8 protein-coding genes and 2 pseudogenes are annotated in these 15,382 nt (G+C 66.9%); 7 read left to right on the top strand and 3 right to left on the bottom strand.

All coding sequences use genetic code 11. From position 1 onward, the window contains the following. The first annotated feature begins 98 nt into the window (after window positions 1–98). The 4 genes from AS156_RS14055 to AS156_RS14040 all read left to right on the top strand — a co-directional run bounded on the left by AS156_RS14055 (window position 99) and on the right by AS156_RS14040 (window position 5,439). A complete protein-coding gene (locus AS156_RS14055) occupies window positions 99–2,609 on the top strand; it encodes a PAS domain-containing sensor histidine kinase (RefSeq protein ID WP_066504884.1) in 2,511 nt (836 codons plus the stop codon). After that, on the top strand, window positions 2,606–4,129 hold the full coding sequence (gene tsaE, locus AS156_RS14050) for a tRNA (adenosine(37)-N6)-threonylcarbamoyltransferase complex ATPase subunit type 1 TsaE (RefSeq protein ID WP_066504881.1): 1,524 nt from the start codon (window positions 2,606–2,608) through the stop codon (window positions 4,127–4,129). Before AS156_RS14055 ends, tsaE begins: the two co-directional genes overlap by 4 nt. 86 nt (window positions 4,130–4,215) lie before the next feature. Then, on the top strand, window positions 4,216–4,536 hold the full coding sequence (locus AS156_RS14045; protein ID WP_066504878.1) for a PilZ domain-containing protein: 321 nt from the start codon (window positions 4,216–4,218) through the stop codon (window positions 4,534–4,536). A gap of 180 nt (window positions 4,537–4,716) precedes the next feature. Continuing rightward, entirely contained in the window at window positions 4,717–5,439 is a 723-nt protein-coding gene (locus tag AS156_RS14040; RefSeq protein ID WP_066505339.1) for a nucleotidyltransferase family protein, read from the top strand. Between the two features lie 248 nt (window positions 5,440–5,687). On the opposite strand, the pseudogene AS156_RS44350 reads toward AS156_RS14040, so the two are convergent. The 3 genes and pseudogenes from AS156_RS44350 to AS156_RS14030 all read right to left on the bottom strand — a co-directional run. After that, window positions 5,688–5,951, bottom strand: a pseudogene (locus tag AS156_RS44350) (DUF2891 family protein); the annotation flags it as partial. Window position 5,952: 1 nt separating this feature from the next. Further along, window positions 5,953–6,652, bottom strand: a pseudogene (locus AS156_RS14035) (DUF2891 domain-containing protein); the annotation flags it as partial. A 44-nt stretch (window positions 6,653–6,696) separates the two neighbouring features. Then, on the bottom strand, window positions 6,697–7,623 hold the full coding sequence (locus AS156_RS14030; protein ID WP_245312808.1) for a hypothetical protein: 927 nt from the start codon (window positions 7,621–7,623) through the stop codon (window positions 6,697–6,699). Between the two features lie 57 nt (window positions 7,624–7,680). Between AS156_RS14030 and AS156_RS14025 the strand changes: the two genes are divergently transcribed. The 3 genes from AS156_RS14025 to addA all read left to right on the top strand — a co-directional run bounded on the left by AS156_RS14025 (window position 7,681) and on the right by addA (window position 15,316). Continuing rightward, on the top strand, window positions 7,681–8,637 hold the full coding sequence (locus AS156_RS14025) for a LysR family transcriptional regulator (RefSeq protein WP_245312807.1): 957 nt from the start codon (window positions 7,681–7,683) through the stop codon (window positions 8,635–8,637). A 62-nt stretch (window positions 8,638–8,699) separates the two neighbouring features. Next, entirely contained in the window at window positions 8,700–11,846 is a 3,147-nt protein-coding gene (gene addB / locus AS156_RS14020) for a double-strand break repair protein AddB (RefSeq protein ID WP_066504865.1), read from the top strand. Continuing rightward, window positions 11,840–15,316, top strand: a complete 3,477-nt coding sequence (addA, locus tag AS156_RS14015; RefSeq protein ID WP_066504856.1) for a double-strand break repair helicase AddA — start codon at window positions 11,840–11,842, stop codon at window positions 15,314–15,316. The genes addB and addA overlap by 7 nt, the downstream gene beginning before the upstream one ends. The last annotated feature ends 66 nt before the right edge of the window (window positions 15,317–15,382 follow it).

The raw sequence follows: 15,382 nt of genomic DNA, 5'->3' as shown, positions 1-15,382 counted from the left end.
GGCATGATCCCCGCGTACACATTGCGCGTTGTCGCGAGGGAACACCGGTCTCCACTTTTCCGGATCATGCCTGGGAGTTGTGCGTTCTGGGGCAACATATGTCGGGCGTAGTCGCGGCGATGCGTCGAACCCTGCTGTCATGCACCTCACTGGCGCGCGACGGCATGATTGGGCTCGTCGCCACGGCGTTGCTGCCGGCCCGCTCGGCTTTCGCCGCCGAATCGTACCTGGTCCAGGCGATGTCCGATCATTTTGGCCTCAATCACCAGGAGGTCGCGGTTCTCGCGACGTCATTTGCGCTGGTCGGCTTTTCCGTCGTCGCCGCGATCCTGCTGATGCGCACCAGGTTGCGCGCGACCCGGAACGAGGAACTGCTGCGCTCCGAGATTGCCGACCTGCAATCGCAATCCGACCGGTTGCGCGCATTGCTGTTCGTCGAGCCGCAGGTGCTGATCTCCTGGGCGGCAGGCGACAACCGGCCGCAGATCAGCGGCGATATCTCGCTGGTGATGTCGCAGGAGGGATCGCCGCAGCGTATCCTCGCCTTCGGAACCTGGCTGCCGCCCGAGCCGGCGCTGCGGATGGATCACGCCGTCGACGCGCTGCGCGAGAAGGGCGAGGCGTTCCTGCTCAACCTCTCGACATCGGCCGGCCGCGGCATCGAGGCGATGGGCCGCGCCATCGGGGGGCAGGCGATCGTACGGATCCGCGAACTCGGCGGGCTGCGCCGCGAGCTCGCCGAATCGAACCTGCGCTACAAGGCGCTGCAGGAAGAGACCGAGCTGCTGCGCGACTTTGCCGCGGCCGCGCCGTGGCCGATCTGGGCCAAAAGCATCGAGGGCAATCTGCGCTACGCCAACGCAGCCTATGTCCGGGCCACCGAGGGCAAGAGCGTTGCCGATGCACTCCAGCGCAATCTCGAACTGCTGGAGAGCGAGCAGCGCTCCGAGCTGACCCGGGCCCTGAACGACAATGCGAGCTATGCCGCGCGCCTGCCGATCGTCGTCAGCGGCGAGCGGCGGATCTACGACGTGCAGGCGCTCAAGCTCGGCAGCGGCAGCGCCGGCATCGCGATCGACGCCAGCGAGGCCGCGGCCTTGCGCGCGGCATTGACGCGGATGGTCGAGGCGCACCGGCGAACCCTCGACCAACTGTCTTCAGGTGTGGCCGTGTTCGACGCCACCCGGCGGCTCACCTTCTACAACGAATCCTACCGGCGGCTGTGGGGCCTCGACCAGGCCTTCCTCGACAGCAACCCCGACGATTCCAGCATCCTCGACCGGCTGCGTGCCAACCGCAAGCTGCCGGAGCAGCCGGACTTCCGCGCCTGGAAGGCCAAGCTGCACGAGGCCTATCGCGCGGTCGAATCCGGGACCTACACCTGGTTCCTGCCCGACGGACGCGCGGTCAGCGTGGTCACCACGCCGAACCTCGAGGGCGGCGTCACCTATCTGTTCGACAACGTCACCGAAAGCCTCGACCTCGCGCGCCGCTACGACGGCCTGACGCGGGTGCAGCGCGAAACCCTCGACAATCTGGCCGAAGCTGTCGCGGTGTTCGGCAGCAACGGCCGCGCGCAACTCTTCAATCCGGCCTTCGCGAAGATGTGGAAGCTGTCGGCCGACGCGCTCAACGGCGAGCCGCATATCGAGGCGGTGGAAGCGCTCTGCAAGCCGCTCTACGACGATCCGCGGACCTGGCGGACGCTCCGCGAATCGATCACCTCAATCGAGAACCGCGCGCAGGTGGCGCTGAAGCTCGAGCGCAAGGACGGCAGCGTGCTGGATTGCATGACGATCCCGCTGCCCGACGGCGCCACGCTGCTCACCTTCCAGGACATCACCGACACCGAAAATGTCGAGCGCGCGCTGCGCGAACGCAACGAGGCGCTGGAAACCGCCGACCAGATGAAGGTGGATTTCGTCCACCACGTCTCCTACGAGCTGCGCGCACCCCTCACCACCATCATCGGCTTCGCGCATTTCTTGAGCGATCCATCGACCGGGCCGCTGACCCCGAAGCAGGCCGAATATCTCGACTACGTCACCAAATCGACCAACGCGCTGCTGGCGTTGACCAACAACATCCTCGATCTCGCCACCATCGACGCCGGCGCCATGAAGCTCGAGCTCGGCCCCGTCAATATCGCCCAGACGATCGAGGCCGCCGCCGAAGGCATCCAGGACCGGCTCGCGACCGATCGGATCGCGCTCAAGGTCGATGTCGAGCCTGATATCGGCGGCTTCATCGGCGACGAGCGGCGCGTGGTGCAGGTGCTGTATAACCTGCTCGCCAATGCCGTCGGCTTCTCGCCGCACGACGCCACCGTCACGATCAGCGCGCACCGGAACGAGCACAGCGTGGTGTTCGCGGTGACCGATTCCGGCCCCGGCATTCCACCCGAAATGAAGGACAAGGTGTTCAACTGGTTCGAGAGCCATTCCCATGGCTCGCGGCATCGCGGCGCGGGACTCGGCCTGTCGTTGGTACGCTCCTTTGTCGAGCTGCATGGCGGCCGGGTGCGCGTCGATTCCACCGTCGGCAAGGGCACGACCGTGACCTGCGACTTCCCCGTCGACCAGACCGCACATCGCAACGCCGCGGAATGATCGCGATCTCCACATTCTCGGTCGCGCTCGCGAACGAAACCGCGACGGCGGAGCTGATGGCCGACCTCGCGCTGCTGATCGGCGCCGGCGACGTGATCACGCTGTCGGGAGACCTCGGCGCCGGCAAGACCGCGGCCGCCCGCGCGCTGATCCGCTATCTCGTTGATGACGAGACGCTGGAGGTGCCGAGCCCGACCTTTACGCTGGCGCAAAGCTACGAGCTGCCGTCGTATCCGCTGATCCATGCCGATCTCTACCGCATCAACGATCCGAGCGAGCTCGAGGAGATCGGCCTGTCGCCGCTGCCCGACGACATCGTTGCGCTGATCGAGTGGCCGGAACGCGCGCCCGATGCGTTGCCAGACGATCGCATCGACATCGCGTTCAGCCATCGTCCCGCGCTGGGGTCGACCGCACGCGCGGCCGAGATCACCGGCCACGGCAAGGGCGCGGCCAAGGTCACCCGGCTCAAGCTGCTGCGCCAGTTCCTTGACGATGCGGGCTATCTCAACAGCAGGCGCGAGCGCATGCCCGGCGATGCCTCGACGCGCTCCTACGCAAGGCTACGCACCGGCGACGGCAGCGTCATCCTGATGAACTCGCCGCGCCGCCCGGACGGCCCGCCGATGTACAACGGCAAATCCTACAGCGCGGCGGTGCATCTCGCCGAAGACGTGAGACCGTTCGTCGCGATCGGAAACGGCCTGCGCAAGCACAGCTTTTCGGCGCCCGCGATCCGGCACACCGATCTCGAATCAGGCTTCCTGATTACCGAGGATTTCGGCAATGCCGGCGTCGTTGAGGGCGAACCGCCGCGGCCGATCACCGAGCGCTACGAGGCTGCGATCGACATGCTGGCGGCGCTGCATCGCGAGGTGCTGCCCGCGACGCTGCCGTTGACGGCGGACGCGAGCTACGACATGCCCGTGTTCGATGTCGACGCCTGGCTGATCGAGATCGGGCTGATGCTCGAATGGTACATGCCCGACCGCGGCGTCCAGCCGAGCGAACAACTCCGCGCCGAGTTCATCGAGATGTGGCGCACGCTGCTGGAAAAGCCCGCCGCGGCACCGCAGACCTGGACGATCAGGGATTTCCATTCGCCGAACATCATCTGGCTCGCCGAACGCAGCGGCATCCTGCGCATCGGCATCATCGACTTCCAGGACGCGCTGCTCGGCCCCGCGGCCTACGACGTGGTGTCGCTGCTGCAGGATGCGCGGATCGACGTGCCCGAGCAGCTCGAACTGTCGCTCCTCACCCGCTACATCAAGGCGCGGCGCACCACCGTCGAAAGCTTCGATCCGGCCGATTTCGCCGCGAACTACGCGATCATGTCGGCGCAGCGCAACACGCGCCTGCTCGGCACCTTCGCCCGGCTCAACCGGCGCGACGGCAAGCCATGGTACCTGAAGCATCAGCCGCGGATCTGGACCTATCTCAACAGGTCGTTGGCCCATCCGTCGCTGGCGACGCTCCGCGACTGGTACACGGCCAACGTCCCTCCTCCGGTACCGTAGGTTTACCGGTTGTTAGCCGTCGACCGCCTAAGGTTGCACTGGTTGTGCCCTGTACCGGGCGCGGCCGGATCTGGAGCGGGACCATCATGGCGACGGAACGACGCAGGGGCGATCGTGTCACATTCGAGCGTGGCATCACTGCGCACATGATGGGCATCGACGGGACCTGGCGTCGCGACTGCGTCATGGAAGACGTATCCGAGATGGGCGCCAAGCTCACCGTCGAGGGTTCGGTCGAGGGACTGAACCTGAAGGAATTTTTCCTGCTGCTGTCGTCCACAGGATTGGCCTATCGCCGCTGCGAGCTGGCATGGGTCAATGGCGACCAGATCGGCGTCAATTTCCTGAAACAAGGCGACAAGAAGAAAAAAATGACCCGCCGCAGCGCACAGGCCGCTGACGTCTAGAGCGTGATCCGGAAAGGTGGAGACCGGCTTTCCGACAGGATCATGCTCAAACAAGGGTCGCTGTCGTCATTGCCGTCTTACGGCCGTCATGTCGGATGACTATGGCGTCTGGTCGATGTGCCTGCCGAATCGCCGTGGTATGATCGGCGCAGAGAAATGATGATCGAGACTGTCCGGAAGATGCCCGTCACCCCGCACAAAGCCATGGTGCTCGCCGCAGGCCTCGGCGTACGCATGCGCCCGCTGACCGATACGATGCCGAAGCCGCTGGTGAGCGTGGCGGGCCAGCCGCTGCTCGACCATGTGCTCGACAAGCTCGCCGGCGCCGGCGTCAGCGAAGCCGTCGTCAATGTGCACTATCTGCCCGATCAGATCATCGATCACGTCAAGATCCGCAGCCGCCCGCGCGTGATCATCTCCGACGAGCGCGATCAGGTGCTCGGCACCGGTGGCGCCGTCGTGAAGGCGCTGCCGCTGCTCGGCAATGCCCCGTTCTTCCATCTCAACGCCGACACGATGTGGATCGACGGCGTGCGCTCCAACCTGGCGCGGCTGGCCGAAGCCTTCGATCCGGCTCGCATGGATATCCTGCTCTTGATGGCGCCGACCGCCTCGAGCATCGGCTATAGCGGCCGCGGCGACTACGGCATGCTGCCCGACGGCGCGCTGCGCAAGCGGCGTGAGAACCAGGTGGTGCCGTTCGTCTATGCGGGTGTGGCGATCATGTCGCCGGCGCTGTTCGCCGACGCGCCCACTGGCGAATTCTCGCTGACCAAGATGTTCGACCGCGCCAACGAGCAGGAACGATTGTTCGGCCTGCGCCTCGACGGCGTCTGGATGCATGTCGGAACTCCCGACGCAATCCAGGCCGCGGAAGAGGCATTTCTGGAAAGTGTGGCGTAAACCTCCGCCGCTAAGGCGCGATGGCTTTACTTCGAATCTAGCAACGGACTCCGCTTGACCTCGCCCCGCGTGCGGGGAGAGGTCGGAACGCATCGTTAGATGCGTTCCGGGTGAGGGGGAGTCTTCGCAAACGCAGCTATCGCCGTCTGCGCGGAGATGGCCCCTCACCCCAACCCTCTCCCCGTAAAGAACGAGGAGAGGGAGCGCAGCGCAATCATGATCGCTATTCGATCTAATCTCATCCGCATTTAGCCCTCATCGTCGATAGCGAGCACGGCAAAGCTCGCCAGCCAGTGTTCGCCCATATAATCGCCGGCGATATGGGGAAGGCCGACGTCGAGATGGCGTCGTGCGACATCCTGCAGAATCGGACTGCGGGAATCGGCTTCAGGCAACGCCTCGGCCAAAGCACGCCAACACCAGGCGCGGCTGAGATTGAGGCCGTCGAGATGGGCAATCTTGCCGTCGGTGCGATCGGTAACTGTGGCCGGCCGGAACAGCGTTGCCGGCTCNGCTGCGCAAGCCGCGGCAGGAAGCGATCGAACCAGGGCAGGAACGCGTCCTGCGGCAGCAGGCGGCGCATGCATTCGGCTTCGATCAGCGCGGAAGACTGGAAATCGTCGCCGCTCGGCTCGCCCCAGGCGGGGCAATCCTCGTCGACCCCGTACCAGCGCAGTGCCGTCTCGCGCAACAGCGTGGTGAACGCGCTATCCTGGGTCGCGGCCGCATAGTCGGCGGCCATGCGCAGCCCGAAGGCCGTGTTGAAATGCGTGCCGACCCGCACCGGATAGCTGGCAAGCGGCAGGAAATCGCGAAAGCGCTGCGCGAAGATCTCGGCGAGCGGAGCGATGCGGTCGCGCCACCTGGCGTCGTCGAGGGACGCGAGTTCCGCTGCGAGCTTCAATAGCCAGCCCCAGCCATAGGGCCGCTTGAAGCCCCGCGCCGTCGGGGCTGCGAGATAGGCGCACTCGGCCGCGATCTTCTCCGCGACGAACTGCTCGTCGAACAAGGCGCGGATGTCGTCGGCGGCTTCGGACTTCGGATAGCGGCGCAGCAGTCGGGCCAGCATCCAGTAACTGTGGACGCAGGAGTGCCAATCGTAGCTGCCGTAGAACACAGGGTGCAGCTCGCGCGGCGTGCGCGCGTCCTGCGCCCCCGCCAGCACATGATCCGGCTTGTTCGGATATTCGCGCGTGACATGCCCGAGCGCGATGCAGGCAAAGCGGACGGCGAGGTCTTCCGTGAGGATCGGGGCGCTCATGCTGAGGACTCCTCCTTTTGCCTGCGCGAGACAATGAGCTCGATCAGGCGCGGTGTCATGTAGATGGGAAATTGCGTCGCCGCAAAGAACAGCGCCGTCGTTGGCGACACCGCCGCGCCCATCGCCGACCAGACCAGCCCGACATTGCGGTTGCCGAGAATGAGGCCAATGGTCAGCCGCTCGGCCAGACTGCCCGGCGTGAGCAGGGCGCCGAGCACTTGCAACGCGACATTGCAAGCGAAGGCGAGGCCGACACAGGTGAACGCAGCGACCGGCTGCGTTTCGATCTGCGCGCGCACCCCGGCCATGGTGGCAACGGCGAACAGCAGCAGCGAGGCGAGCACGAGGGCGTCGATGCTGCGCGAATGCTTCACCAACAGCGTGCCCGCTTTCTGGCGAAGCAGCAGGGCCACTGCACCGGCGCCGCCGACCAGCAGCGCCAATCGCGCCGCGAGCGCCAGCGGATCGAGTGCGAGACCGGTGAACCCTGCTGCGATCAGCGGCACGGTGATCGGCGCCAGCGCCATCGACAGCAGCGTCACCGCAAGCGGAACGGTCGCATCGAAGCCCAGCATGCGGGCGACCGCAGCCGTGCCGCTCGACGGCGGAGCGCAAACCGAGAGCGCCAGCGCGACGAACAGCTCCGCCTGAAATCCGGCGGCTCGCGCGGCGAAGCCGACCGCGAGCGGACAGGCCAGCATGGCGGCCGCAGGCAACAGCAACCAGACCAGCGGCCGCCGCAGCGCGCGCCGGAAGGCCTCGCCGTCGACCTGGAGGAAGGTGCCGAGCACCAGAACGAAGATCGCGGCCGCCATCAGCGGACGGACGGCATCCGCCAGGGCGGGGAAAGCCAGTCCGGCGAGGACGCCGATCGCGAGCAGCGTCGGCCCCCGTGGCACCAGCCTTGCGAATGATCGCCCCAAATCGTCTCGCCTTGTCGTCATGTGTCCGGTGCAACCATAGATGCGCGCAGATCATTGTTGAAATTGATTATTCAAATAGGCATTATTGTCACTATGAATTTATCGGCCGTCGATCTCAACCTGCTGGTCGCCTTCGAAGCGCTGCTGGAGGAGCGCCACGTCACTCGTGCGGCCGAGCGCATCGGCCTGGCCCAGCCCTCGATGAGCAGCGCGTTGCGCAGGCTGCGCGCCCTGTTTGGCGATGAACTGTTCCTGCGCGCCGGCGCGGGCATGCAGCCGACCCAAAAGGCGCTGGCACTGGCGGCGCCGATCGGCGAGGCCTTGCGTCAGATCCGCGGCGCACTCGCGCCCGATCAAAGCTTCGATCCGTCCACGGCGCGCCGGCGCATCACGATTGCCACGACGGACTACGGCGATCTCGTGCTGGTGCCGGAACTGACCCGGTTGCTGCGCACGGAAGCACCCAACATTGACCTCGCCGTGCGCCCGCTGACGGATGCGACCGCGGCTCTGGCGAAACTGGAGCGCGCCGAGCTCGACACGCTGATCGGCGGGCACCTGCCGGATTCGCCGCGCTGCGTTCGGCATCGGCTGTTCGAGGAGCGCTTTGTCTGCATCCGCGACGCGACCCGCGCGAACGGATCGGAACGCCTGAGTCTTGAGGACTACGCAACCTTGCCGCACGCCCTGTTCTCGGCCGCCGGCGGCGACGGCCTGCCGAGCGTGATCGACGCCCTGCTGGCGCGCCACGCCCTGAAGCGTCGGGTGGCCGTGACGCTTGCGCATGTCGTGGCCGTTCCCTTCGCCGTGGCCAGCACCGATCTTGTCGCCACGATGGCGGAACGCATCGCCCGACGCTTCACGGAAGTCGCCGATGTAGCCGTCGTCACACCGCCCTTCGACCTCCCTGACTTCGCGATCGATCTCATCCACACCAGACGCGCCGCTGAAGATCCTGCGCTGCGCTGGTTTCTGGGTGCCGTCAGCCGTAGCGCCGGGCGACTACGACATTGAAGGGGTGGCTAATGGTGGTTGGCCCTCCCTATATTGGCGCCTGATTCCGAATCAGGCAGCTCATGCGCGTCTTCAGCGTTCCCATCTCCGCACCGTTCTTGCACACCGTCATCTCGGCTTTGGTCGACGGCCGGCTGGTCGCGGGATTCGACGCGCGGAACGATCCGGCGCAGCTTGCCAATGCCACGCTCTATCTGCCGACCCGGCGTGCCGGGCGGCTGGCGCGCGAAGTCTTCCTCGATGTGCTCGATGCCGATGCCGCGGTGCTGCCGCGGATCGTCGCGCTCGGCGATATCGATGAGGACGAGCTCGCCTTCGCAGACCAGTCTGACGACGTCGGCGGCGCGGCGCCGCTCGATATTCCGCCAAAACTCGGCGAGCTCGAGCGCCGCCTGACGCTGGCGCATCTGGTCGCCGCCTGGGCGAAGACGCCGGTGTCGTCGCCATTGGTGGTTGGCGGCCCGGCGTCGACGCTGCAGCTCGCCGGCGACCTCGCACGGCTGATGGACGACATGGTGACGCGCGGCGTCGACTGGCGCGAGCTCGACCGGCTGGTGCCGGACCAGCTCGACAAATACTGGCAGCATTCGCTCGAATTCCTGCGCATCGCGCGCGATGCCTGGCCGAACTACCTGAAGGAGATCGGCCGGATCGAGCCCGCGGCGCGGCGCGATCTCCTGATCGAGGCGGAAGCGGCGCGGCTCACCGCGCATCACGCGGGCCCGGTGATCGCGGCCGGCTCGACCGGCTCGATGCCGGCGACCGCCAAATTCCTGCACGCCGTGGCAAAGCTTCCCAACGGCGCGGTCGTGCTGCCCGGGCTCGATACCGACCTCGACGAAGACTCCTGGGACACCATCGGCGGGGAGCGCAGCGACGACGGCAGGTTCACTACGCCGCCTTCGTCGAACCATCCGCAATTCGCGATGCATGCGCTGCTTGATCGTTTCGGCATCAAGCGTCGCGATGTCGAGAGCCTTGCAACACCAGCGCCGCTCGGCCGCGAGGTGCTGGTGTCGGAGACGATGCGGCCGTCGACAGCGACCGCGCAATGGCACGACCGCCTGGAACGCCCCGAGATCGTCGCGCGTATTTCCGCCGGCATGAGCAGCCTCGCCGTGGTCGAGGCGCCGAATCCGGAGATGGAGGCGCTGGCGATCGCGGTAGCGATGCGCGAGGCGCGGCATCTCGGCAAATCGGCCGCGCTGGTGACGCCGGACCGCGCGCTGGCGCGCCGCGTGATGGCTTCTCTGACGCGCTGGAATCTTGAATTCGACGATTCCGGCGGCGATGCGCTGATGGAGACGGCACCGGGTGTGTTCGCCCGCCTCGCGGCAGAGGCGGCCGCGAAGGGACTGGAGCCGCCGACATTGCTCGCGCTGCTCAAGCATCCGCTGTTCCGGCTCGGTGGCGCTCACGGCGCGCTGAAGCGCGCGATCGAGGTGCTGGAGCTCGCGGTGTTGCGCGGGACGCGGCCGCAAGCAGGAACCGGCGGCCTTGCGCGAGATTTCGAGCGCTTCCGCACCGAGCTCGCAAAACTGCGCAACGGCGAGACCTCGTCGCTGCACCCGGCCGAGCAGCGCGCGCGCCTGCGCGACCACGAGCTCAACCAGGCGCAGGCCCTGATTGCGAAGCTGCAGGCGGCGCTCGCGCCGCTTGAGGGTATGGCGTCGTCGAAACCCCACGATTTCGCAGAACTGGCATCACGGCATCGCGAAGCCTTGATGGCGCTGTCCTGCGACCAGCACGGCGTCGCCGTCGTGTTCGAGGAGCGCGCCGGCGGAGCGCTGGCATCGGCATTCGACGATTTGCTCGCCAAGCAGCAGCCGAGCGGTCTGGCCACGCCGCTCGCTGACTATCCCGAAGTGTTCCAGACCGCGTTCGCCGACCGCATGGTGCGGCGGCCGGAATCCGCCGGCGCCCAGCTCAACATCTTCGGCCAGCTCGAAGCGCGTCTCACCGAATCCGATCGCGTCATCCTCGGCGGACTGGTGGAGGGCGTCTGGCCGCCGGCGCCGCGGATCGATCCCTGGCTGAGCCGGCCGATGCGGCACGAACTCGGCCTCGACCTGCCGGAGCGGCGCATCGGCCTCTCCGCACACGATTTCGCGCAGCTGCTCGGTCATGACGAGGTGATCCTGACGCATGCGGCCAAGGTCGGCGGCGCGCCGGCGGTCGCCTCGCGCTTCCTGCATCGGCTGGAAGCGGTTGCAGGCGAAGAGCGCTGGAAGGCAGCGAACGCCGCCGGCGAAATCTATGTGCAATATGCTGCCGAACTCGACCGGCCCGACAAGGTCGAGCCGATCCCGCAGCCGGAACCACGGCCGCCGCGCGAGGCACGGCCGCTGAAAATGTCCGTCACCGCGATCGAGGACTGGCTGCGCGATCCCTACACGATCTATGCCCGCTATATCCTGAAGCTCGATCCGCTCGATCCCGTCGATATGCCGCTGTCGGCCGCCGATCGCGGCTCGGCGATCCATGAAGCGCTCGGCGAGTTCACGCAAACCTATGCCGACGCCCTGCCACCCGACACGATGCGCACGCTGCGCGAGATCGGCGGCAAGTATTTCGCGCCCCTGATGGAGCGCCCGGAGGCGCGCGCGCTGTGGTGGCCGCGTTTCCAGCGCATCGCGGCATGGTTTACCGAATGGGAGCAGGCCCGGCGCGGTCAGATCGAGGCGCTCAAGGCCGAGATCCGAGGCGAGATCGGCATTCCCCTCGGCAATGAGCGGACCTTCACGCTGTCCGCGCGCGCCGACCGCATCGAGCGGCGGGATGACGGCAGCTTCGCGATCCTCGATTACAAGACCGGCCAGCCACCGACCGGAAAGCAGGTGCGCATGGGGCTTTCGCCCCAACTCACTTTGGAAGCCGCGATCCTGCGCGAGGGCGGCTTTGCCGACATTCCGGCCGGCTCCTCGGTCGGCGAGCTCGTCTATGTCAGGCTGAGCGGCAACAATCCGCCCGGCGAGCAGCGCACACTGGAATTGAAGATCAAGCCCAGCGACACGCCGCAGCCGCCCGATGAGGCCGCCGACAGCGCGCGGCACAAGCTGGAGGCACTGATCCGCGCCTTCGACGACGAGCAGCAGGCCTATACCTCACTGAACCTGTCGATGTGGGCAAACCGCTACGGCGCCTACGACGATCTTGCGCGGATCAAGGAATGGTCCGCCGCCGGCGGCCTGGGAATCGAAGAATGGTGAAAGCGCCCCGCCCGATTCCGTCCGCGGTGCGCGACGCGCAGGCGCGTGCGTCCGACCCAAAGGCATCCACCTTCGTGTCGGCGAATGCCGGCTCGGGCAAGACGCACGTGCTGGTCCAGCGCGTCATCCGCCTGCTGCTCGAAGGCGTTCCGCCCGAGAAGATCCTCTGCATCACCTTCACCAAGGCTGCCGCCGCCAACATGGCCGAGCGCGTGTTCACGACGCTCGGTCACTGGGTGACGCTCGACGACGCCGCGCTCGATGCTGCGATCCGCGAGGCCGGCATCGCCTACCCGAGCGCGAAGCTCCGGCGCGATGCGCGAAAGCTGTTTGCCTGCGCGCTGGAGACGCCGGGCGGATTGAAGGTGCAGACCATCCACGCGCTGTGCACCCGCCTGCTGCAGCAGTTTCCGTTCGAGGCCAACGTGCCGGCGCGTTTCGCCGTGCTCGACGACCGTGACCAGACCGAAATGATGGAACGCGCCAATCTCGCGGTGTTCCTGGAAGCGTCGCGCAATCCCGACAGTCCGACCGGCCGCGCGCTGATGACGGCGATGGCGAGCGCTGCCGACGTCACCTTCAAGGACGTGATCCGCGAAGCCTGTCTCAGCCGCGACCACTTCATGGCCTGGACCGATGCAGCCGGCAGCGCCGCCGCGGCGGCCGCGCAGATGTCGGCCGCACTCGGAGTATCGCCCGATGATCGCATCGAGGATGTCGAGCGCGAGATCGTCGATGGCCCGAACCTGCCGCGTTCAAGCTGGAAAGACGTGGCCTCGGTCCTCGACACCAGCAGCAAGGCGGACCAGAAGCAGGCGGAACGGCTGCGCGGTGCGTTGACCTTTACCGGTGCGGCTCAGGTCGATGAGTATCTCGGCGTCTTCCTCACGGACGACCGCGCACCCCGCGCGTCTGTCATCACCAACAACTTCATCAAGAAGAATCCCGTCCCGGGCCGGCGCTTCGAATCGGAAGTCGATCGGCTCGGCCCCCTGATCGAGCGCCGCCGCGCCGTGGTCGCCCGCGACCGCACCGAGGCGCTGATCTACATCGCAACCGCGGCAGCCGCGAACTACCGCCGCGAGAAGCTGGAACGCGGCCTGCTCGACTATGACGACCTGATCGACAAGACGCTGGAGATGCTGAACCGCGTCTCCTCGGGCTGGGTGCACTACAAACTCGACCGCGGCGTCGATCACGTGCTGATCGACGAGGCGCAGGATACCAGCCCGCGGCAGTGGGACATCGTCGCCCATATCATCTCGGAATTCACCTCCGGCGCCGGCGCGCGCGACGGCCTGGTCCGCACCGTGTTTGCGGTCGGCGACGAGAAGCAGTCGATCTTCTCGTTCCAAGGCGCCGCCCCGCGCGAATTCGACCTGCGCCGGCGCGAGCTGAAGCGGCGGTTCGAGGAGGCCGGGCTGAAGTTCGACCCGGTCTCGTTCACCTACTCGTTCCGCTCGGGACCGACGATCCTGCATTCGGTCGATCATGTGTTCCGCGAGCAGGAGATCTATCGCAGCATCCATGCCGTCGAGAACGGCTATCCGATCCACAACGCGATGACCGACGCCGGCCCGAGCCTGATCGAACTCTGGGATCTCGCCGAAGCCGACGATCGCCAGGATATCGAAGGCTGGCGCGCGCCATTCGACGGCGTGTCGGTGACGAGCCCCGAGGTGAAGCTCGCACGACGCATCCAGGCCGAGATCAAGCGCCTCGTTGAGAGCGGCACCATGACCGGCAGCGCCGGCGCGCGGCGGCCGTTGCGCTACGGCGACATGCTGATCCTGGTGCGCCGCCGCGGCAACGCCTTCGATGCCGTGATCCAGGCGTTGAAGCACGCCAACATCCCGGTCGCCGGTGCCGACCGGCTGAAGCTGACCGAGCACATCGCAATCATCGATCTGATGAACCTTGCCGATGCGCTGTTGCTGCCGCAGGACGATCTTGCGCTCGCAGTCGCATTGAAGAGCCCGCTGTTCGGTCTCGACGATGACGATCTGTTCAAGCTGGCGTGGGAGCGCCGCGGCTCGCTGCGCGAGGCGCTCGCCGCGCAGGCGCCGACCGATGAGCGCGTTGCTGGTGTGCTGAGGCGTCTCGAGCAATGCGAGCGTCGCTTCGTCAGTGAAACGCCGTTCGCGTTCTATGCCTGGCTGCTCGGCGGCGACGGCGGACGCGCGCGCATTTTGCGGCGGCTCGGGCACGAGGCCAATGACGCGCTCGACGAATTCCTCGAGCTCGCGCTCAGCTATGAACGTAAGGCGCCGGCCTCGCTGCAGGGCTTCGTGGCATGGCTGCGCGCCGCCGACACCGAAGTGAAGCGCGACATGGAGATCTCGCGCGACGAGGTCCGCGTCATGACCGTGCACGGCGCCAAGGGCCTGGAATCCTCGGTCGTCTTCCTGGTGGATACCACGACGTCGCCATCCGACACGCAGCGCCTGCGCCTGATCCATCTGCCGCAGGGCAACGCCGCGCCGCATGCGCCCGGCGTCGTGGTGTGGGCCGGCAAGAAGGCGGAAGACCCGCCCCGCGTCGCCGACGCGCGCACGGCGATGCTCGGCGACACCGAGGACGAATATCGCCGCCTGCTCTATGTCGCGATGACGCGCGCCGCCGATCGGCTCGTCGTCGGCGGCTGCCTGCCGGGCAACATGAACACGGTGCGGAAATCCTCCTGGTACGACCTGATCACCAGGGGACTGGCCAATTCCGGGCTCAAGCTCGAGGAGCTGGAGACGCCGGCCGGCAAGATCAAGCGCTACTCGCGGCCCGAGGACGGCACCGCAACTACCGGCGCAACCGCATCGACGGCACTGGCGCCGGTCGCGCTGCCGTCGTGGCTGCACACCACAGCCGCACCCGAAGCGTCCGCCCCCGGCCTGCTGCGTCCGTCCGATCCCGCCGATGGCGATGGCCACCATGTGCGGACCGGCGAGTCCGTCCTGCTGCGCGCCCGAGCCTTGCAGCGCGGCACGCTGGTGCATCGCCTGCTGCAGTCGCTGCCCGATGTCGCCGCCGAGCGGCGGCGCCACGCCGCGCTCGGCTATCTCGCGCGCAATGCCGACGGCTGGAGCGAGGAGGAGCGCGCGGCGCTGGCGGACCAGGTGCTCGGGCTGATCGTCGACCCGCGTTTCGCTGCGGTGTTCGCCCCCGGCAGTCGCGCGGAAGTCTCGATCGTCGGGCGGCTGGACCGGCCGGGCCAGCCCAAGGCGCTGGTCTCGGGCCAGATCGACCGGCTGGTGGTGACGCCGGATGAAGTCCTGATCGTCGATTTCAAAACCAACCACGCGCCGCCGACGACCGCGGCCGAGGCGCCCAAGGGCTATGTCAGGCAGCTCGCGCTGTACCGCGCGCTGCTCGCCAGGCTTTATCCCCAGCGCCCCGTCCGCGCCGCGCTGCTTTGGACGGAAACACCTGAAATCATGGAACTTTCTGCCCACGCGCTGGACGCCGGGCTGGCATAAGGTCATGTCGGCGTGACTGAGCTTGACCCGGCAAGGGGGCGTTCATACGTTTGCCCCATGCTCCCG

It is taken from the genome of Bradyrhizobium macuxiense, from assembly GCF_001542415.1.
GTDB classification, from domain to species: domain Bacteria; phylum Pseudomonadota; class Alphaproteobacteria; order Rhizobiales; family Xanthobacteraceae; genus Bradyrhizobium; species Bradyrhizobium macuxiense.
This window is presented reverse-complemented; position numbering and strand designations above follow the sequence as displayed.